Source organism: Candidatus Nanopelagicales bacterium, assembly GCA_028687755.1.
In the GTDB taxonomy this organism is placed as follows: Bacteria; Actinomycetota; Actinomycetes; order S36-B12; family S36-B12; genus UBA11398.
The window spans coordinates 141,760-161,717 of the sequence record JAQTZL010000001.1 but is presented as its reverse complement, the minus strand read 5'-3'; the positions used below and the strand labels follow the sequence as shown (position 1 = coordinate 161,717).

Here is a 19,958-nt window from a genome sequence, read left to right as displayed (position 1 = left end):
CTGATTCCTGAGAGACTAAGCTCATGACCACGCTCATCTTGGTACGCCATGGCAGAACTTCCGCGAATCGGGATGGAATCTTGGCTGGCTGGACACCTGGTGTTCAACTTGATGACAAGGGCGTTGAGCAGGCCGCTGCCGTGAGTAACCGTCTAGCAGCACTTCCTATAGCTGGGGTTGTGTCATCGCCACTCGAGCGCACAATTGAAACAGCTGAATTCATCGTGGGGGATCGCGATTTGGATATTGCTTTAGATCCGCGCATTGGCGAATGCCATTACGGGGATTGGACCGGACGACCACTCAAAGAATTAGCAAAAGAACCAATGTGGAAAATTGTGCAGTCGCAACCTTCCGCCGCTGTTTTTCCGGGTCCAGAGGGGGAGTCTTTGCGTGATATGGCTCATCGAGCGATTTCTTCCGTGCATCACTGGAATGAGCAGTTCGGACCAGATGGCATGTACGTCATGGTCAGCCATGGTGATGTCATCAAGGCAATTGTGAGCAACGCTTTAGGAACTCACTTAGATCTTTTTCAGCGTGTTCAGATAGACCCATGTTCAATTAGCATCATTGAGTACACGCCATCACGTCCATTTGCGATTCATGTCAATGACACCGGCAGCGATCTTGCGCGCCTCATCCCATCGAAAAAATCACGCCGAGGCAAAAGAGGCGATGCGGTCGTCGGTGGCGGTTCCGGTGAAGGTAGATAAGGTCAAACCGTGCCGCGTCAATTATTCGATTTCCCCGAACCTGAACGTTTTGTGGTGGGCACTGTAGGCATGCCCGGCGATCGAACTTTCTTCCTGCAGGCTAGGCACGGTAACAACGTTGTGTCCGTTGTACTGGAAAAACTACAGGTCGCTGCCTTGGCTGATCGTGTAGAGCAGATTCTTTCTGTTGTCGAAGGAACAAACATCGGTTTCGTGCGCACCATTGATGACAAACCATTGGAATTGCCGATCTTCGAAGAATTTCGCGTGGGCACGATGGCTCTTGGCTGGGATGACGACGTAAATAAGGTGTTTATCGAGGCCTACGCCGTCAGTGATGCTGAAGTGTCTGACTTGGGTGACGAGCTCGACGATGAAGACAGTGTTGACACGTTACGAGTGAGGCTGACACCAGATCAAGCGCGCAGCTTCATTCAACGTGCGCGCACACTCGTTGAGTCAGGTAGGCCCGCCTGTCCCTTCTGTGGACAGCCACTCGACCCAAGTGGTCACATCTGCCCTCGAGCAAACGGCTTTAAGCGGCGGTAGTGATGGATGTCGCTGAAGCGCTCACTCGTGGTGAACTCACAGTGTTGGGACGGTTAGCCGGATCGTCGAACGCAACTTTGCTGTGTGTCGTAAAGAATTCCAGTGGTGTCGAATTCAAGTGTGTGTACAAGCCGGTGGCAGGGGAGCGGCCATTATGGGATTTTCCTGACGGCACTCTTGCTGAACGTGAAGTCGCTGCATACGAATTGAGTCGCTTCCTGCAATGGAATGTCATTCCGGTAACTGTCTGGCGAGAAGAAGGGCCCTATGGCGAGGGCAGCCTTCAACTGTGGGTAGATGCGGTTGACGAAATCAGTTTGGTTGACCTGATTGATGCAAATCTTGCTCATGATGGATGGCTCCACGTGCTCACGGGCGAGAATGAATCTGGTGCCGCCGTCCGCATGATTCATCGTGATCGTCCAGATCTGGCAAAGATTGCATTGCTCGACGTTTTGATGAATAACGCGGATCGCAAGGCCGGCCACATCCTGGTGGACGAAAATGATCATCTCTGGGGTATCGATCATGGACTCACGTTCCATGAAGAACCGAAATTGCGAACTGTTTTATGGGGCTGGGCAGGATGCGCTATTGCGCAGGAACTGATCCGCGATGTCGAGTCATCTTTGAAACGTTGGGCCGAACTCGAATCAATCCTCGAGAAGTATTTGGCGGGATACGAAGTTCGAGCGATTGCGGAACGCTTGAATGAAGTGTCGAAGTCTTCGGTCTTTCCTGCACCGCCTGATCATTGGCCGGCGGTTCCTTGGCCGTTGTTCTGAGCCTGTAGCCGTTGTTGGCTAAGGTGAAGCAGTGGAATCTTGGAATCAGCCTTCAATACCTAAACTCCCAGGGCAGGGTCGTGCGCTAGCCCTATTTGATACTGCGGTGCAGCGAGTTCATCCAACGACACCTGGGCCAGTAGCCAAGATGTACGTCTGCGGCATTACTCCGTATGACGCTACGCACATGGGACACGCAGCTACCTATGTTGCATTCGATCTGGTGTATCGCGCTTGGCTAGATGCTGGTCACGAAGTTCATTACGTTCAAAATGTGACTGATATTGATGATCCTTTGCTGGAACGCGCAGTGGAGCGTGGGGAAGATTGGAAGGTCATCGCCGAACGTGAAACCGCATTATTTCGCGAGGATATGACTGAACTCGGTGTTATCCCACCGCGCGAATATATTGGTGCGGTCGAAGCTATTCCGTCTGTTGCTGAGTACGTCACACAATTGCAAGCCAAGGGTGCCGTGTATTCCGTAGATGATGATTTGTATTTTGCCGTTCACGAAGACCCCGCTTTTGGCAAGGTCGCAAACCTTGATACAGAACAGATGCTTGCAATCTTTGCCGAACGGGGCGGAGATCCAGACCGCCCAGGTAAGCGCAATCCTTTAGATTGTTTAGTGTGGCAAGACGCACGACCAGATGAACCTGCCTGGAACACAAGTCTTGGTCACGGCAGACCGGGTTGGCATATTGAGTGTGTAGCCATCGCATTGGATCACCTCGGCGATCGTATGGACGTCCTTGGTGGTGGAAGTGATTTGGCATTTCCTCATCATGAAATGAGTGCATCAGAAGCAGCAGTGATCACTGGCTGCGAATGCAATCAGCATTTTGTTCATGCGGGCATGGTTGGTTGGCAGGGACACAAAATGAGTAAGTCGCGCGGCAACCTCGTATTTGTTTCGCAGTTGCGACATTCAGGTGTCGATCCCATGGCAATTCGTCTTGCACTTCTCGCGCATCACTACCGAACTGACTGGGCTTGGACGCCGCATGGCCTAGAGGGAGCAAAGGACCGCCTGAGTATTTGGCGTCAAGCGGCAGCGTCTGACAAGGCGCCTGCTTTTGAACCTTTCCTTGAGAAAATGCGCGAGCATCTCGCCAATGATTTACGTACACCAGAGGTGATTGATGTTGTGGATACTTGGGCGCTTGCAGCGACTAATCAAGAAGGCGAATCGGCTGACTCAGCCGCTTTGATGCGCGACAGTGTTGACGCTCTTCTTGGCATCAAACTGTAGTTAGCTCTTCTTTTCGACGTGGCCGCCAAATTCCTTGCGCATCGCTGACAACACCTTGTCGGCGAACAGGGAAGTACCCTGCGAAAAGAAACGCTCATGCAATGCAGCCGTCAGCACTGGCGTTGGCACTCCTTCATCGATGCTGGCAATGGCTGTCCAGCGGCCCTCACCACTGTCGCTCACACGCCCGCTGAATTCATCAAGGTTCGGTGACTTCGACAACGCTAATGCGGTGAGATCAAGAAGCCATGAACCCACAACACTGCCGCGACGCCAAAGTTCGGTGATTGCAGGGATATCTAGGTCATATTGGTAGTACTCAGGATTAGCCATGGGAGCTGTCTCGGCATCAGAATCACGGGAAGTTTTTCCAGCATTTGCGTGCTTGAGAATGTTAAGACCTTCAGCGTAAGCAGCCATCAATCCGTACTCGATGCCGTTGTGCACCATTTTGACGAAATGACCAGCGCCGCTCGGGCCGCAATGCAGCCAACCACGTTCTTGTGCTGAAGGCTCACCCATGCGACCCTCGGTTCGTTCCGCCGCCTCAACACCTGGGGAAATCGTGTCCCACAGGCCACTTAAGCGGTTCACAGAAGCCTCAGGGCCACCGATCATCAGGCAGTAGCCGCGTTCTAGACCCCAGACGCCGCCAGAGGTTCCAACATCGAGGAAATCAATGCCCTTTTCAACGCATCGCTGCGCATGATGAATGTCATCGCGGTAATACGAATTTCCACCATCGATGAGGCAGTCGCCAGGCTCAAGAAGGACAATAAGTTCGGTGATGACGGATTCGGTGATGTGCCCAGCAGGCACCATGACCCAGACAGCCCGAGGGGCAGGAAGCTTGGCAACAAGGTCCGCCAATGAATCCGCACCTGTTGCACCTTCAGTTACTAGTGCATGAACGCTGTCTTGCGATTGGTCAAACACCACGCATGAATGACCGTCACGCATCGATCGACGGACAAGATTGGCTCCCATGCGCCCAAGTCCAACCATGCCTAAGGTGACAGGGTTTGCTGTTGTCATGGTTCCTCCTCGGGCAAGACTTCGGCTCGTGCCAATGTCGCAATTCCAAGAGGTTAGTGGAAGGCTGAACGTATGACCAACGAAGCCGTAGTGGATCCAAGTGGTACTGATGCTTGGAAACAGTTGCAGGGGTTTGCAGCAACAGTTGGCGCAACACCAATCAAGGAGTTGCTCGCACAAGACCAGACTCGACCAGCTCAACTTTCACTGCAGGCCGCAGGAGTACACGCGGATTTCTCCCGACAGAGAATTACGACAGACGTGATTGATGCCTTGATTGGGTTGGCAAGGCAAACGGATGTCTTTGAGTTACGCGATGCAATGTTCGCGGGGGAGCACATCAACACCACCGAGAACCGCGCCGTCCTTCACACCGCCCTGCGGCTTCCACGAAGCGCACAGTTAATTGTCGATGGCACAAATATTGTTGACGAAGTCTATGAGGTTTTGGATCGCATGGCAGTGTTTAGCGATGCAGTTCGCTCTGGGCAATGGGTTGGTGCAACGGGTAAGAAGATCACTGACGTCGTAAATATTGGAATCGGTGGATCGGATCTTGGTCCAGCTATGGCCTACCTTGCGTTAGAGGATTTTCGAGATCAATCCATCACCTGTCATTTCGTCTCGAATGTCGATCCAAGCGATGTCGGAGTTGTTCTTGAGCGCTTGAATCCCGAGACCACGCTTTTCGTGATCGCATCGAAAACATTCACGACGTTGGAAACCATGACTAACGCGGGCGATGCGCGAGCTTGGGTTGTTGCGGCGCTGGGTGAAGCATCGGTACAGAAGCACTTCGTGGCACTTTCCACGAATGCGCAAGCGGTAACGGCGTTTGGTATCGATACCAATCACATGTATGGCTTCTGGGATTGGGTTGGCGGGCGATACAGCATGGATAGCGCCATTGGGTTGTCAACAATGATCGCGATAGGTCCAGAGAATTTTTCTTCAATGCTTGCTGGCTTTCATGCGATGGACGAACATTTCAAGACCGCAGATGCCGGAAGTAATTTGCCGCTATTGATGGGGCTTATTGCAGTGTGGAATCGCAATTTCTTGAAGATTCCCACGACAGCTGTCTTGCCGTACTCGCAATATCTTTCACGTTTCCCCGCATATCTCCAGCAACTCACGATGGAAAGCAACGGCAAGAGTGTGCGTCGAGATGGCGCGCCAGTCGCATATGACACGGGTGCGATCTTCTGGGGTGAGCCTGGAACAAATGGTCAACACTCGTTCTATCAACTTTTACACCAGGGAACGAGTGCGGTTACGGCTGATGTGATCGTGGTAGCTCAAACAGCGCATGCCATTGGCAATCAGCAAGACATGCTGGTCGCTAACGCACTCGCACAAGCCGCTGTGCTTTCGTTAGGGCGCACTGCACAAGAAGTGGTGGCCGACGGAACACCATCTGATCTCGTTGCTCATAAAGTTATGCCTGGTAATCGACCAACGTCAGTTTTTATGGTGAAAGAACTAGATCCGCACACGTTGGGTGCGTTGGTGGCTCTGTATGAGCACAGCGTGTTTGTACAGGGAGCAATCTGGGGCATTGATTCATTCGATCAATGGGGTGTGGAGCTTGGAAAAAAAGTCGCGCTGGGAATTTTGTCGGATCTCACCGCAGGCCAAGCGCAGGATCCCAATCTTGATGCGGCATCGCGCGCTGACATGAATACTTATCTATCCTTGCGGCAAATTTAGTTCGAGCCTCGGCGACGCAGATAGCGTTCGAATTCACGGGCAATTGATTCACCGCTTGCCTCGGGAATATCTGCTGCATCACGAGCTTCCTCAAGTTGTTTGACGTACTCGGCAACCTCGTCATCGTCAGAGGCCAGTTCATCAACACCCATCTCCCAAGCGCGTGCATCTTCTATCAATTCCGTAATGGGAATCGAAATATCAACGAGGTCTTCAACGCGTTGGACCAAAGCAAGCGTTGCCTTTGGGTTTGGGGGTTGAGCCACATAGTGGGGGATGGATGCCCAAAGGGAAACCGCCGGTATGTCCAATGCTGAACATGCTTGTTGCAAAACTCCCACGATCCCAGTGGGGCCCTCATATGTGGAGACTTCAACGCCGAGCTCGGCTTGAAGTGCGGGGTCGGTGCTCGTTCCATGAATTGGAACCGGACGAGTATGCGGAGTGTCAGTTAGGAGTGCGCCCAAAGTCGCAACTAGGCGAACTTCAAGTTCAGCACAGAGTCCAAGAATTTCGCGGACGAATTGTTGCCAGCGCATATTTGGTTCGATGCCCTGGATCAGCACCACGTCATGTTTGGCATTGGGCAATAAGGCGGTATAAATCTTGGTTGACGGCCAGGTGATTTCTCGGGCGCCAACTTCATTGGTACTGACATGAGGGCGATTGACCTGATAGTCGTAGTAATCCTCGGAATCGAACTCAGCCAATAATTCGGCGCCCCAGATCTCGCAGAGGTACTCGATAGCAGCCGAAGCTGACTCGCCAGCGTCATTCCAGCCCTCAAAGGCAGCCAAGAGCAGGGGTTCGCGCAACATTGGCAGACCGTCATATTCGATCACGGCAACACCGCTCCGAAGGTGACACTGAACCCCAGACACCACTGCGGTCGGTAGACTTGGCCCATCATGACTCCATCGTCGCATTCAAGCCTTCGCGAGGCCCTCGCCACCAGAGTAGTGATTGCCGACGGCGCTATGGGCACCATGCTCCAAGCTGCCGATCCCTCCCTCGAGGATTTTCAGGGGTATGAGGGCTGCAATGAGATTCTGAACGTTACTCGGCCAGACGTCGTGGCCAGTGTTCACGATGCATATTTCGCCGTGGGTGTGGATTGCGTTGAGACCAATACTTTTGGCGCTAACTACGCCAACCTCGGCGAATATGACATCACTGAGCGAATTTATGAACTCGCTGAAGCCGGAGCCCGCATTGCCCGTGAGTGTGCAGATAAGTGGTCGACCCCAGATCGACCCCGTTGGGTGTTGGGTTCTGTAGGACCAGGTACCAAATTGCCTTCACTGGGGCATGCTCCATACGCCTTGCTACGTGATGCCTACCAAGAGCAAGTTCGCGGTCTCATCGATGGTGGCGCTGATGCCATCTTGATTGAAACCTCACAAGACCTTCTGCAAGCCAAAGCTGCACTCATTGGTGCACGGCGTGCGTTGACGGTTGCCGGTGTCGATCTGCCGGTGATCGCGCAGGTGACGGTGGAGACCACAGGCACGATGCTGCTCGGCTCTGAAATTGGTGCCGCACTCACGGCCTTGGAGCCACTTGGTATTGATGTCATTGGCTTGAACTGTGCTACCGGTCCAGCTGAGATGAGTGAGCATCTGCGCACTCTGGCAAAGACCGCAAACATTGGTATTTCTGCAATGCCCAATGCCGGATTGCCTGAACTCACCTCAGATGGTGCGTATTACCCGCTGAGCCCAGAAGAACTTGCTGACGCACATGACAATTTCACCAAGGAATATGGATTAGGGCTTATTGGTGGATGCTGTGGAACGACTCCTGCTCATCTTGAAGCAGTCGTCAAGCGTGTGCATGGGCGATCAATCGCTCAGCGATCACCGCAGCGTGATGCCTCGGTTGCATCGCTCTACCAATCCGTGCCCTTCCGACAAGACACAACGTACTTATCAATCGGTGAGCGAACCAATGCCAATGGGTCAAAGGCATTTCGCGAAGCAATGCTTTCCGCCAATTGGGATGACTGCATTGAAATTGCACGCGCGCAAATTCGCGATGGCGCGCATGTTCTTGATTTGTGCATTGACTACGTAGGGCGCGATGGTGTTGGCGATATGCGTGACCTTGCAGGTCGACTTGCCACCGCAAGCACTTTGCCGATCATGCTGGATTCAACCGAGCCTGCTGTTCTTGAAGCTGGCCTAGAAATGCTCGGCGGACGCGCAATCGTCAATTCGGTCAACTATGAAGATGGCGATGGTCCAGAATCTCGTTTCGGTAAAATCATGCCGCTGGTTAAGGAGCATGGTGCAGCGGTTGTCGCATTGACGATTGACGAAGAGGGTCAGGCGCGCACGGCCGAATGGAAGATTCGTGTTGCAGAACGCCTAATCAAAGACCTCACCGAAAACTGGGGTATGTCTGTTGAAGACATCATGGTTGACACTCTGACGTTCCCCATTGCAACGGGCCAAGAAGAAACGCGTCGCGACGGTATTGAGACGATTGAAGCAATCAGGGTGCTCCATGAGCGTTACCCGGGTCTTCAAACAACCCTAGGTTTGTCCAATGTGTCCTTTGGTTTGAATCCAGCGGCACGCCAAGTTCTGAACTCTGTTTTCCTCAACGAGTGCATCGCAGTAGGACTGACGTCAGCTATTGCGCACGCCTCGAAGATCTTGCCCATGAACCGTATCCCTGAGGATCAGCGCCAAGGTGCTCTTGATCTGGTGTACGACCGTCGTATCTACAACGACGCTGGGGAACTCACCCATGATCCGTTGTCACATTTCCTCGAACTTTTTGATGGTGTCGAAACAAAATCCTTGAATGCATCTCGCGCTGAAGAAATGGCAAAACTTCCACTCTTTGAGCGACTGGAACGTCGCATTATTGATGGCGAGCGCAATGGATTGGAAGCTGATCTCGAAGCTGCACTACTTGAGAAACCAGCATTGGCAATCGTCAATGAAACCTTGCTGGAAGGTATGAAGACTGTAGGTCAGCTTTTTGGATCTGGCGAAATGCAACTGCCATTCGTCCTGCAAAGTGCAGAAGTGATGAAAACAGCTGTTGCTTATCTCGAGCCATTCATGGAACGAACTGATGAAGAGGGCAAAGGCACCATGGTGCTAGCTACGGTTAAGGGCGATGTCCATGACATTGGTAAAAACCTCGTTGACATCATTTTGACCAACAACGGATATAACGTTGTGAATATTGGCATCAAACAACCGATTAACGCCATCATTGATGCAGCGGAGGAACACAAGGCAGATGCCATCGGCATGAGTGGTTTGCTCGTAAAGAGCACGGTCATCATGCGTGAAAATCTTGAAGAGATGAATACTCGAGGCATCGGAGAGAAGTACCCCGTACTTCTAGGCGGCGCAGCTTTGACTCGTGCTTTCGTTGAACAAGATCTCCAAGACATGTACACCGGTCAAGTGCGTTATGCCAGAGATGCATTCGAAGGATTGCGCTTGATGGATGCAGTCATGGGTGTTAAGCGTGGAGTTCCTGGCGCCGCACTTCCTGAGGCGCGTAAGCGCAAGGTCACTTCAGCTGCCAAGGTCAGTGTTACAGCACCAGAAGACATGCCTTCTCGCTCTGATGTGTCTGACGCAATCCCTGTACCAGTTGCACCGTTTTTTGGTGATCGGATTGTGAAGGGTATTCCGCTTGCTGATTACGTGCCATATCTCGACGAACGCGCTCTCTTCCTTGGTCAATGGGGATTAAAGCCAACTCGAGGAGACGGGCCGTCATATCAAGAACTCGTGGAAACTGAAGGTCGACCACGCTTGCGCATGTGGCTGGATCGCATTCAAACTGATGGCGCAATTGAACCGGCAGTCGCTTACGGTTATTTCCCTTGCTACAGCGAGGGCAATGAGTTAGTTATCGTTCATGAAGATGGACCTAACAAGGGTGAAGAACGCACTCGTTTGTGGTTCCCGCGTCAAACCAGAGATCGTCATCTGTGCATTAGTGACTTCTTCAAATCGAAGGAATCAGGCGAACTCGATGTCGTGGCTTTCCATGTTGTCACGATGGGCGAAGCTGCCTCGCGTGCTACGGCAAAACTTTTTGAGGCCGATAACTACCGTGATTATTTGGAATTGCATGGTCTTTCAGTCCAACTCACAGAGGCGCTTGCCGAATATTGGCATGCTCGCACCCGTGAAGAGCTTGGCCTTCGAGGGGAAGACAACCCCGACATGGACACGTTGATTGCCAAGCAGGGATATCGCGGCTCTCGATATTCATTCGGTTACCCAGCTTGCCCTGATTTGGATCAGCAGGTGCAGTTGATGGAACTCCTAAAGCCGGATCGAATTGGCGTTGAATTATCTGAGGAATTCCAATTGCACCCAGAACAGTCAACTAGCGCAATCATCGTTCACCATCCCGAGGCAAAGTACTTCAACGCGACATGATGCCTAGTGCGGTGCTCTTCGATATGGATGGCACGCTGGTTGATTCTGAACATCTTTGGCTTGCTGGCGAGCGTTTGGTCATGCAGGAATTGGGAGCGGATTGGTCTCATGCCGATCAGCAGCATTGCCTCGGTGGCCCAATAGAGCGCGCAGTTGATTACATGGTGGAAAAGTCAGATACCGATCAACCACATCACGTAGTTCTCGAACGCTTACTCGTGGTGATGGGGCAGTTGTATGGCTCAACACCTCTGCAGTGGCAGCCGGGTGCCCGAGCATTACTTGTTGAGGCGCTCGAGGCAGGCATTCCCACAGCACTCGTCACGGCCTCCTGGCGGCGCATCATTGAGGTTGTTGAACAATCCATTAACCAGGATCTTGGGCGAACGGCGTTTGCGTTTACTGTCGGAGGGGATGAAGTGGTGCAAACGAAGCCTCACCCAGATCCGTACCTCATGGCCGCTCGCGCCTTAAATTTCGAGCCTCATCAATGCCTAGCATTTGAAGATTCGCCACCTGGTGCGCAGTCGGCGCGCGATGCGGGATGTCTGGTTATTGCAATTCCACACATCACTGAAATATCCCAAAGGCCAGGGTTAGTGACAGTACCCACACTTGAAGGCACGGATCTAGCAATGTTGTGGAGTAAGTTCGGTTAGCCCTCTTGGGTACGAACTGATTCGAAACTTGTTGACTCCCAGGTGTCCGAGTGGGGTAGTTCTGGAATAGTTCCGCCATATTGCGGGCACAGGTGCTGATACGAGCACCAACCACATAAGCGTGAAGGTTTGGGTGTAAATCCATCGGCGACAGCTTGTTGAATTTGCTCGCGAATGGAAAGAATTTTGCGCTCGGTGACGAGTAGATCCTGTTCGGCAGGTTCGTACCGCAGCACTTCCTTGCTACCTAAATAAATGAGTTGCAACATGGCCGGGATATCTCCGGTCATGCGCCACCAGGCAAGGGCATAGAAGCGCATTTGAAACATCGCTGTGGATTCAAAGCCAGCCCTTGGTGCTTTGCCCGTTTTGTAATCAACGATGCGCACTCGGCCTGCTGGTGAAATATCAATGCGATCGATAAATCCGCGAATTCCAAAGCCTTCAGCGATGCTCACATTGACTGCCATCTCACGAGCGTGTGGTTGCAACCGAGTTGGATCTTCAAGTGTGAAATACGTGTTAAGTAACGGCTCGATGCGGGAAACCATTGCTGCAGCGAAACTCTGTGCGTTATGGGGTTCATCAGGGAGCTTGGCGTCGATGAGCAAAGCCGAGATTCCTGCGGGGTTCACCTGCGCTAAATCGAGCCACGCTTGCTCCAAAAAAAGTGCCGTAGCAGCAACAGTTCGTTGTGGAGCTGGCAGATCGAAGAGTCGCTCCAAAGCGGTATGAACAAGATTGCCGCGTAAAGCTGCTGCAGATGGAGCCTCAGGAATTCGGTCTAAATTGCGCAACCGAAACTTCAACGGGCAGCTTTGAAAATCATTTGCTCTGGATGGCGAGAGGGACGATGGGAAGTTCGAGGTCACATTGATCACTGTAGATGCACGCTCCACTACGCTAAGGCAAATGTCGATGGCGTCGCGAAGTAAAGGTCCTTTCGGTGAAGGGGACCTTGTTCAGCTCACTGATCCCAAAGGGAAAATCCACACGATCAAGTTAATCGTCGGAAAGACCTTTCACACCCATCGTGGCGGTATCGATCACACCGATATTATTGGCCTTGAATCTGGTTCAGTTATTTATGCAACAGGCGGCTCGGCATATCTTGCCCTGCGACCACTCCTGGACGATTTTGTTTTGTCTATGCCACGTGGGGCTACACCCGTGTATCCAAAAGACGCGGCTCGCATCGTCGGCCTGATGAATGTGCACCCTGGCGATCGTATTGCGGAAGCTGGAGTGGGTTCAGGCGCATTGACCTGTTCTCTATTAAAGGCACTGGGTGAAGAGGGGCAACTTTTTTCCTTTGAACGTCGCGAAGAATTCGCCAAGATTGCCCAGGCGAACGTCGCTACGTGGTTTGGTGATCATCCAAAGTCTTGGACACTGCAGTTGGGCGACTTGGCGACAGAACTCAAGGAAACCATGCTCGATGCGGTGGTGTTGGACATGTTGGCACCGTGGGAGTGTCTGGACGCAGTGGAAAAAGCGGTGGCTCCAGGTGGTGTTTTCGTTGGTTACGTCGCCACAACAACGCAGCTGTCAAAACTTGTTGAAACCATTCGCGTGACGGGGCTTTGGACTGAGCCACGCGCCGAAGAAAGCATGCTGCGCACTTGGCACTTGGATGGGTTGTCTGTTCGACCTGACCATCGCATGAATGGGCACACGGGATTTTTGGTTACCTGTCGTCGCCTTGCTCCAGGTTCTGTCCTCCCTCCACGTCGTCGCCGTCCAGCACCAGGTGCTTATGGTGAGGATTACAGTGGGCCGGGCGCTGAAGCTGGAATTGCATCTCAAACTCCAGTGGAGCAGTTAGAGTCCTGACAACGAGCGGTGAGGAGGCATCCATGACTGATCCGGACTTCACGGAAAGCAGTCGAGCGGCGGCACTTGAGGTTGCACTTAATCGATTGCGTGCCGATCTTGTCGCGCAAAAAGATCACAATGCCCGCCTCATCGGTACCTTGCGCGACGCACGCGAACAGATTGTTGAACTGAAAACGGAGCTCGATCGCATTGCACTTCCTCCAGCCGGATATGCAACGTTTCTTGAGTCGGTTGATGAAAACAGTGCCGAAGTTTTGTCTTCTGGTCGCAAAATGCAGGTACCAATCGGTCCAGGGGTAGTTGTTGACGCGATAGTTCCCGGCCAAGAAGTTATGTTGAGTGATGCGATGACCATCATTGGCGTACGCGACTTTGAAGATGTTGGCGAGATCGTGCAACTCAAAGAAATCCTGGATCACGGATCTCGGGCACTCGTGATTGGGCGTTCGGATGAGGAACGTGTCATCAGGCTCGCTCAACCGTTGCAGGAAATCAAACTCAAGGCAGGGGATTCACTGCTGCTTGATATTCGCTCGGGCTATGCCACCGAAAAGGTAGCCAAATCTGAGGTTGAAGAACTCATACTTGAAGAGGTTCCCGATATTCAATATGAAGATATCGGCGGATTAGGCGTTCAGATCGAATCTATTCGTGATGCCGTGGAATTGCCTTTCCTTCATCCTGATCTCTACACCGAACATCAGCTCATGCCGCCTAAGGGAATTTTGCTCTATGGGCCTCCTGGTTGTGGTAAGACCCTTATTGCCAAGGCGGTCGCAAATTCGTTAGCTAAAAAAATAGCTGAGCGAAATGGTGTTGATGAAGGGCGATCCTTCTTTCTAAACATTAAGGGCCCCGAGTTACTGAATAAGTATGTGGGAGAGACAGAACGTCACATCAGGTTGGTATTCCAGCGCGCTCGTGAGAAGGCATCAGAAGGCACGCCTGTCATAGTCTTTTTCGACGAAATGGATTCACTGTTTCGCACTCGTGGCTCCGGTGTTTCCAGCGATGTGGAAAACACCATTGTCCCGCAACTGCTTGCAGAAATTGATGGTGTTGAGCGCCTTGAGAATGTGATCGTGATCGGGGCATCCAATCGCGAAGACATGATTGATCCAGCGATTCTACGACCTGGTCGTCTCGATGTAAAAATTAAAATTGCGCGCCCAGATGCCCAAGCAGCCCAGGAGATTTTCAGCAAGTACCTTGTGCCAGAACTTCCAATTCATGCTGACGACATTGCCGCCCATGGTGGAAGTCGCGACGCTGCGTGTACGTCGATGATTGAACGAACAGTAGAAATGATTTACGCAGAGTCTGATAACAATAGATTCTTGGAAGTTACCTATGCCGGTGGTGACAAGGAAGTTCTGTATTTCAAGGATTTCAATTCAGGGGCAATGATCGAAAATATCGTCGCGCGCGCGAAGAAAGCTTCGATCAAGGCATTTCTTGAAACAGGGGAGAAGGGAATCCGTATCGAGCATTTGCTGGACGGTGCCCTGGAGGAATTCCGTGAAAATGAAGACTTGCCAAACACCACCAATCCAGATGATTGGGCGCGAATCTCAGGCAAGAAGGGTGAACGAATCGTGTTCATTCGTACGCTAGTTCAAGGTGTTAAAGGCAACGAAGCTGGTCGATCTATCGCGACACTTGCCAATACCGGTCAATATCTGTAAATGTCATTTCGGGTGGTGCACAAATGACCGTGAAGCGGATCATGGGGATAGAAACCGAGTATGGAATCACGGTGCCCGGAGTGCGCGTCATGAACGCAATGGCTTCGTCAACTCGTTTAGTCAATGCTTATGCGCGTAATGAAGTGATGGGACGCCAACGAAATCCCAAATGGGATTACGCAGAGGAGTCACCGTTACGCGATGCGCGTGGGTTTGATATGACCCGTGCGGAAGCTGATCCAACACAGCTCACTGACGATGACATCACAATGGCAAACGTAATCTTGACTAACGGTGCGCGATTTTATGTTGATCACGCGCATCCAGAATATTCCTCACCCGAGGTAACTGGGCCCAGAGATGCAGTTCTATGGGATCGAGCTGGCATGGTGGTTATGTCCAAGGCCGCAAATTACACCACCACGGATGGCGTTGATCTGCCTGTCATGTTGTACAAAAACAACACTGACAACAAAGGTGCCTCGTATGGCACCCATGAAAATTATCTTATGAATCGTGCGACACCATTTGCTTCGATTGTTGCGTGGTTGACGCCATTCTTTATCACCCGACAGATCTTCACAGGGGCAGGACGCCTTGGGGTAGGTCAAGAATCCAAAACAATGGCGTACCAACTCAGTCAACGTGCTGATTTTTTCGAGGCTGAAGTTGGTCTAGAAACAACATTTAAGCGACCAATTATCAACACTCGTGATGAACCGCATTGTGATGCTGAGCGGTTTCGGCGGCTTCATGTGATCGTTGGCGATGCGAACATGAGCGACACGGCAACCTATTTAAAGATGGGCACCACGTCTCTTGTGCTCAGTATGTTGGAAAGCGGCTTCCTCTCTGGAAAAGACTTGTCCGTTGCTGAACCGATTCGCTCGATGTACGCAGTGAGTCACGATGTCTCTTTGCGCCAGCGAGTAGGTCTGTCTGGGGATCGACACTGGACTGCAATTGAAATTCAGCGCGAACTTTGGGAGTGGGCAGCCTTGTATTGCGAGGCTGAATATGGGGCGGATATTGACCCTGAAACTCGAGATGTACTTGCACTGTGGGGCGATGTGCTTGATCGGCTTGATCGGGATCCAATGGATTGCGCTGATGTATTGGATTGGGTAGCCAAACTGCGCCTCATGGAGGCCTATCGCACTCGAGATAATTTGGAGTGGGGGTCTGCTCAATTACAGGTCATTGATCTTCAATATTCAGATATTCGAAAAGATCGTGGGCTCTCGCAACGGCTGGAAGAGCGAGGCCAATTGCGGCGAATGTTCACCGATGAACAAATTGAACGTGCACGTATTCACCCCCCAGAAGACACGCGTGCGTACTTCAGGGGTGAATGTCTTCGTAAATATCCCAATGAAATCTCGGCCGCATCATGGGATTCACTTGTCTTTGACTTGCCGGGACGTGAATCACTCACACGAGTGCCCACCCTTGAGCCAAGTAGGGGCACGAAGGCGTTAGTTGAGGAGTTGCTCGTTCAAGCCAACACGGCCGAAGAACTCATAGCCCTGTTGAGTGCGTGATTTCGATAACGCAGGTAGCCTTGGCTCATGCCTGGTCAAGAGAACATTGAGCGCAAAGCTGGACACTCAGAACATGAACCTCAAGATGACGCAACGCCTTCGCCATCACGCGTCGACGCCGAACATAAGGCAGCATTGGATGCCGATGTCGACGCACTGCTCGATGAGATTGATGATGTTCTTGAAGTGAATGCAGAACAGTTCGTGAAGTCGTTTGTACAAAAGGGTGGGCAATGAGTGACAACGGTGGGATGTTGCCTCCCGCCTTTATGCGAAATGGTTCACCATCCTTTGCAGATTTTCTTGCAGATCTCGCCCCAGATGTACTCACTGCGCGGCTACTTCAGGCCTCTATTGACACAACACACTTAGCCCCGCATGGCACAACAATTGTTGCACTTCGTGGTGCCTTTGGCGCTGTGATGGCTGGTGACCGTCGGGCCACCATGGGTAACGTCATTTCCCAGCGCGATATCGAGAAAGTGTTTCCAGCTGACGATCACTCTGTTATCGGCATCGCCGGCACTGCAGGTCTTGCAATTGAATTGGTCCGTCTGTTCCAGGTTGAGTTGGAGCATTACGAGAAAATCGAAGGCGTGCAACTCAGCCTGGACGGAAAAGCCAACAGGCTTTCAGCGCTGCTTCGCGGGAATCTTGGTATGGCGATGCAGGGTCTAGCTGTGGTACCTATGTTTGCCGGATTTGATCTGGACAGGCAGCGCGGTCGAATCTTTTCGTATGACGTCACTGGCGGACGTTATGAAGAACATGACTACCACGCTGTTGGATCGGGATCATTTTTTGCGCGTGGATCAATGAAAAAGATGTATCGGGAAGATATGGCATCAATGCAAGCCGTGACGGTTGCACTGGAAGCTCTCTACGACGCAGCTGACGACGACAGCGCAACGGGTGGTCCTGATATTTCTCGAGGGATATATCCAGTTGTTACCGTAACGGACGTTAACGGTGTACGCGTTCTAGGTGAATCTGAGTTAGCGCCGATCGTGCAAGGCATAGTTGAGTCGCGACAACGTCGCCCAGATGGGCCTCTTGTCAATATGGAAGGTCAATCATGAGCACTCCTTTCTATGTTGCACCAGAACAACTGATAAAAGATAAAGCTGACTACGCACGCAAAGGCATCGCTCGTGGTCGCAGTGTGATCGTCCTTGAATACACCGATGGTGTGCTTTTTGTTGCTGAGAATACGTCGCGTGCACTGCATAAAATCAGTGAAATTTATGACCGCATTGGGTTTGCGGCCGTGGGCAAGTACAACGAGTTCGAGAATCTCAGAGTTGCTGGGGTTCGGTTAGCAGATATGCGTGGTTACGCATATGACCGTCGGGATGTTAACGGTCGAAGCCTGGCTAACGCATACGCACAAACGCTGGGCACGATTTTCACGGATCAGCCCAAGCCTTTTGAAGTTGAAATCGTTGTTGCAGAAGTTGGCACCACATCTGCCGATGATCAGTTGTATCGACTCACCTTTGATGGGTCGGTTGCAGATGAACGAGGATACGTTGCGATGGGTGGTCAGGCCGAAGCTATGAGTACTGCCCTTGCTACTCGTTGGCACGAGGGGATGGATCTGAAGTCCTCGCTTGATTTGGCAGTGAGTCTGTTGGGTGAATTCGGAGCAGAAACACCACGTGCCATAGAACCTGCTCAGCTTGAAGTAGCGGTGCTTGACCGTCATCGGCCTCGCCGCACCTTTATGCGTATCACTGGCAGCAAGCTCAACGAACTCTTGTCTTAGTCTGATTCCTGTGCATCGGCGAATCTTCGGTATCGAGACCGAATATGGCGTGAGTTGCACCTTTCAGGGTCAGCGTCGTTTGAGTCCAGACGAAGTGGCACGTTATTTGTTTCGTCGTGTCGTTTCCTGGGGACGCAGCAGCAATGTGTTCTTGGGTAACGGCTCGCGCTTGTACCTCGACGTTGGTAGCCACCCAGAATATGCAACACCGGAATGTGACAGCGTTCATCAGTTACTTCTTCATGATCGAGCAGGGGACCGGATCTTGGAGGGCCTGGTTGAAGACGGTCAAGCTCGATTGGCTGCTGAAGGCATACAGGGCGAGATCTACCTCTTTAAAAATAACACCGACACAGGCGGCAACAGTTATGGCTGTCATGAAAATTACCTGGTCGAGCGCCATGGTGACTTTGGAAGGCTCGCAGATCGCCTGATACCGATGTTAATAACTCGACAGATACTCACAGGAGCAGGAAAGGTTCTACAAACACCCCGAGGCGCAATTTATGCAATGAGTCAACGTGCGGATCACATATGGGAAGGGACATCGAGCGCAACCACTCGATCTAGACCAATCATCAACACGCGCGATGAACCTCATGCAGACGCCGATTTGTATCGACGCTTGCACGTCATCGTTGGGGATTCCAATATGAGCGAAACCACCATCATGTTGAAGGTAGGAATGATTGATCTCTTACTTCGCACGCTCGAAGGTGGGGGTGTTATGAAAGACATGACCATGGAGAACCCGATCCGGGCGATTCGTGAAATCAGCCACGATCACACTGGTGGAGCCAAGGTTCGGCTTACTTCGGGAAGAACCCTCACCGCCTTGGAAATTCAGCAGGAATACTTTGACCGGGTGAGTTCATTCGCGGACAAGCGAGGCCTGTATGAGGATCCAATCCATGCGCGGGTTCTTGAGTTATGGCAACGAGGCTTAACAGCGTTGGCTACTGACAACCTGAGTTTGATTGATGAAGACATTGACTGGGTCATCAAGAAGAAATTACTCGAACGCTATATGTCTAAGCACAACTTGGACCTAGCATCCGCGCGAATTGCACAGCTCGATCTGGCCTATCACGATGTATCGAGAAAGCGTGGGTTGTTTTATCTATTGGAGAACAAAGGCATGGCAACACGCTTGACAACCGACCTGGAGGTCTTCAAAGCTAAATCCGTGCCCCCTCAAAGTACCCGGGCTAAATTGAGAGGGGATTTTGTTCGGGCCGCCACCGCCAAGCACAGGGACTTCACCGTTGATTGGGTTAATTTCAAGCTGAACGACCAGACCCAGCGCTCGGTTGTCTGTAAAGATCCATTCACATGCGTCGATGAGCGAGTAGAACGACTCATCGAACAGCTGTAGGTACCCGATTTCTCATCGTCCACCCTTTAGGCTGTTTTCATGCGTCGAATTCTTCTCTCTGTCATTCCCGTAACCTTGTTGGCTGCGTGTTCCAGTGCTGACACTGGTGCATCAGGCGTCGACCAAGTCAGTTCACCAGCGATTAGCAGTAGTTCATATGTCACCAGCGATTGCGCTGTTGTTGGCGGAGCGCCTGTCAGTTCGGCCACAGCGCCAACTTCCGGTGTGAGCGTTGACGGCGTGACCGTGCAGGTGGGTCAAAGCCCGATGATCACCATCGCCCCCGCGTTGGCTCCAGCAACCCAGGTTGTGTCAAAAACCTTGGTGGCTGGAAAAGGTGCTGCGATCACGGGTACCGAAACATTGACTTTTGATTATTGCGGTGTGGGTTTAGTGACCCAGAAGCAATTTGATTCTTCATGGGCAAACGGTGCGCCCATCACCTATGGCCTTGACAGTCTCATTCCAGGCTGGGGCATTGGGATGCCCGGAATGAAGGTCGGTGAAGAACGGTTACTGATTTTGCCAGGGAGCCAGTCTTATGGTCCTAATCCACCGAGCCCAGATATTTTGCCTGATGAATCCTTGGCATTCGTTGTAAAACTCATCTCATTTCAGAAATAGGATTT

At 51.9% G+C, this 19,958-nt stretch carries 18 protein-coding genes; 15 read left to right on the top strand and 3 right to left on the bottom strand.

Annotated elements, in window-relative coordinates; all coding sequences use genetic code 11:
• The first annotated feature begins 23 nt into the window (after nucleotides 1–23).
• From PHN51_00865 to mshC, 4 genes are read left to right on the top strand one after another with little or no spacing between them, the layout of a single operon-like run.
• Nucleotides 24–716, top strand: a complete 693-nt coding sequence (locus PHN51_00865; GenBank protein ID MDD2817329.1) for an MSMEG_4193 family putative phosphomutase — start codon at nucleotides 24–26, stop codon at nucleotides 714–716.
• Between the two features lie 9 nt (nucleotides 717–725).
• Entirely contained in the window at nucleotides 726–1,265 is a 540-nt protein-coding gene (locus PHN51_00860; protein MDD2817328.1) for a DUF3090 family protein, read from the top strand.
• Nucleotides 1,266–1,267: 2 nt separating this feature from the next.
• Nucleotides 1,268–2,050 carry an SCO1664 family protein gene (locus PHN51_00855; GenBank protein ID MDD2817327.1) on the top strand — a complete coding sequence of 261 codons (783 nt, stop codon included), beginning with the start codon at nucleotides 1,268–1,270 and terminating at the stop codon, nucleotides 2,048–2,050.
• A gap of 31 nt (nucleotides 2,051–2,081) precedes the next feature.
• Nucleotides 2,082–3,305, top strand: coding sequence for a cysteine--1-D-myo-inosityl 2-amino-2-deoxy-alpha-D-glucopyranoside ligase (gene mshC / locus PHN51_00850; protein ID MDD2817326.1), 1,224 nt, complete (start codon nucleotides 2,082–2,084; stop codon nucleotides 3,303–3,305).
• Here the strand turns inward: mshC and gnd are convergent, their stop codons facing one another.
• The gene (gene gnd, locus PHN51_00845) at nucleotides 3,306–4,340 is read right to left on the bottom strand and encodes a decarboxylating 6-phosphogluconate dehydrogenase (protein ID MDD2817325.1); all 1,035 of its coding nucleotides are present in this window, start codon (nucleotides 4,338–4,340) and stop codon (nucleotides 3,306–3,308) included. It abuts the gene before it with no gap.
• 72 nt (nucleotides 4,341–4,412) lie between these two features.
• Between gnd and pgi the strand changes: the two genes are divergently transcribed.
• Nucleotides 4,413–6,050: a glucose-6-phosphate isomerase gene (gene pgi / locus PHN51_00840; GenBank protein ID MDD2817324.1), complete on the top strand. Its 1,638-nt coding sequence runs from the start codon at nucleotides 4,413–4,415 to the stop codon at nucleotides 6,048–6,050.
• Here pgi and PHN51_00835 read toward each other — a convergent pair.
• Complete coding sequence (locus PHN51_00835) at nucleotides 6,047–6,892, bottom strand: PAC2 family protein (protein MDD2817323.1); 846 nt, start codon at nucleotides 6,890–6,892, stop codon at nucleotides 6,047–6,049. The two genes, pgi and PHN51_00835, sit on opposite strands and share 4 nt — an antisense overlap.
• A gap of 66 nt (nucleotides 6,893–6,958) precedes the next feature.
• On the opposite strand from PHN51_00835, the gene metH reads away from it, so the two are divergent.
• A complete protein-coding gene (gene metH, locus PHN51_00830) occupies nucleotides 6,959–10,468 on the top strand; it encodes a methionine synthase (protein MDD2817322.1) in 3,510 nt (1,169 codons plus the stop codon).
• Nucleotides 10,465–11,127 (top strand): HAD family hydrolase, encoded by a 663-nt coding sequence (locus PHN51_00825; protein ID MDD2817321.1) that lies wholly within the window; start codon nucleotides 10,465–10,467, stop codon nucleotides 11,125–11,127. Before metH ends, PHN51_00825 begins: the two co-directional genes overlap by 4 nt.
• Here the strand turns inward: PHN51_00825 and PHN51_00820 are convergent.
• Entirely contained in the window at nucleotides 11,124–11,999 is an 876-nt protein-coding gene (locus PHN51_00820; protein MDD2817320.1) for a PD-(D/E)XK nuclease family protein, read from the bottom strand. The two genes, PHN51_00825 and PHN51_00820, sit on opposite strands and share 4 nt — an antisense overlap.
• 40 nt (nucleotides 12,000–12,039) lie before the next feature.
• Between PHN51_00820 and PHN51_00815 the strand changes: the two genes are divergently transcribed.
• The 8 genes from PHN51_00815 to PHN51_00780 are packed head-to-tail and all read left to right on the top strand — an operon-like array spanning nucleotide 12,040 to nucleotide 19,953.
• Nucleotides 12,040–12,960 carry a tRNA (adenine-N1)-methyltransferase gene (locus PHN51_00815; protein ID MDD2817319.1) on the top strand — a complete coding sequence of 307 codons (921 nt, stop codon included), beginning with the start codon at nucleotides 12,040–12,042 and terminating at the stop codon, nucleotides 12,958–12,960.
• Between the two features lie 23 nt (nucleotides 12,961–12,983).
• Nucleotides 12,984–14,648, top strand: a complete 1,665-nt coding sequence (gene arc / locus PHN51_00810) for a proteasome ATPase (GenBank protein MDD2817318.1) — start codon at nucleotides 12,984–12,986, stop codon at nucleotides 14,646–14,648.
• Between the two features lie 23 nt (nucleotides 14,649–14,671).
• On the top strand, nucleotides 14,672–16,189 hold the full coding sequence (dop, locus tag PHN51_00805) for a depupylase/deamidase Dop (protein ID MDD2817317.1): 1,518 nt from the start codon (nucleotides 14,672–14,674) through the stop codon (nucleotides 16,187–16,189).
• Between the two features lie 27 nt (nucleotides 16,190–16,216).
• Nucleotides 16,217–16,426, top strand: a complete 210-nt coding sequence (locus tag PHN51_00800; GenBank protein ID MDD2817316.1) for a ubiquitin-like protein Pup — start codon at nucleotides 16,217–16,219, stop codon at nucleotides 16,424–16,426.
• The gene (prcB, locus tag PHN51_00795) at nucleotides 16,423–17,268 is read left to right on the top strand and encodes a proteasome subunit beta (protein ID MDD2817315.1); all 846 of its coding nucleotides are present in this window, start codon (nucleotides 16,423–16,425) and stop codon (nucleotides 17,266–17,268) included. The genes PHN51_00800 and prcB overlap by 4 nt, the downstream gene beginning before the upstream one ends.
• Entirely contained in the window at nucleotides 17,265–17,954 is a 690-nt protein-coding gene (gene prcA, locus PHN51_00790; protein ID MDD2817314.1) for a proteasome subunit alpha, read from the top strand. Before prcB ends, prcA begins: the two co-directional genes overlap by 4 nt.
• Nucleotides 17,955–17,964: 10 nt before the next feature.
• Entirely contained in the window at nucleotides 17,965–19,329 is a 1,365-nt protein-coding gene (pafA, locus tag PHN51_00785) for a Pup--protein ligase (GenBank protein MDD2817313.1), read from the top strand.
• 39 nt (nucleotides 19,330–19,368) lie between these two features.
• Complete coding sequence (locus PHN51_00780; protein MDD2817312.1) at nucleotides 19,369–19,953, top strand: FKBP-type peptidyl-prolyl cis-trans isomerase; 585 nt, start codon at nucleotides 19,369–19,371, stop codon at nucleotides 19,951–19,953.
• Nucleotides 19,954–19,958: the final 5 nt, after the last annotated feature.

Excerpts from the sequence above, each read along its gene's own strand:
- PHN51_00780 (MDD2817312.1), top strand. The coding sequence starts at position 19,369 with ATGCGTCGAATTCTTCTCTCTGTCATTCCCGTAACCTTGTTGGCTGCG.
- PHN51_00865 (MDD2817329.1), top strand. The coding sequence starts at position 24 with ATGACCACGCTCATCTTGGTACGCCATGGCAGAACTTCCGCGAATCGG.
- prcA (MDD2817314.1), top strand. The coding sequence starts at position 17,265 with ATGAGCACTCCTTTCTATGTTGCACCAGAACAACTGATAAAAGATAAA.
- prcB (MDD2817315.1), top strand. The coding sequence starts at position 16,423 with ATGAGTGACAACGGTGGGATGTTGCCTCCCGCCTTTATGCGAAATGGT.
- PHN51_00855 (MDD2817327.1), top strand. The coding sequence starts at position 1,268 with ATGGATGTCGCTGAAGCGCTCACTCGTGGTGAACTCACAGTGTTGGGA.
- dop (MDD2817317.1), top strand. The coding sequence starts at position 14,672 with ATGACCGTGAAGCGGATCATGGGGATAGAAACCGAGTATGGAATCACG.
- metH (MDD2817322.1), top strand. The coding sequence starts at position 6,959 with ATGACTCCATCGTCGCATTCAAGCCTTCGCGAGGCCCTCGCCACCAGA.
- pgi (MDD2817324.1), top strand. The coding sequence starts at position 4,413 with ATGACCAACGAAGCCGTAGTGGATCCAAGTGGTACTGATGCTTGGAAA.
- PHN51_00815 (MDD2817319.1), top strand. The coding sequence starts at position 12,040 with ATGTCGATGGCGTCGCGAAGTAAAGGTCCTTTCGGTGAAGGGGACCTT.
- PHN51_00825 (MDD2817321.1), top strand. The coding sequence starts at position 10,465 with ATGATGCCTAGTGCGGTGCTCTTCGATATGGATGGCACGCTGGTTGAT.
- arc (MDD2817318.1), top strand. The coding sequence starts at position 12,984 with ATGACTGATCCGGACTTCACGGAAAGCAGTCGAGCGGCGGCACTTGAG.
- PHN51_00800 (MDD2817316.1), top strand. The coding sequence starts at position 16,217 with ATGCCTGGTCAAGAGAACATTGAGCGCAAAGCTGGACACTCAGAACAT.
- gnd (MDD2817325.1), bottom strand. The coding sequence starts at position 4,340 with ATGACAACAGCAAACCCTGTCACCTTAGGCATGGTTGGACTTGGGCGC.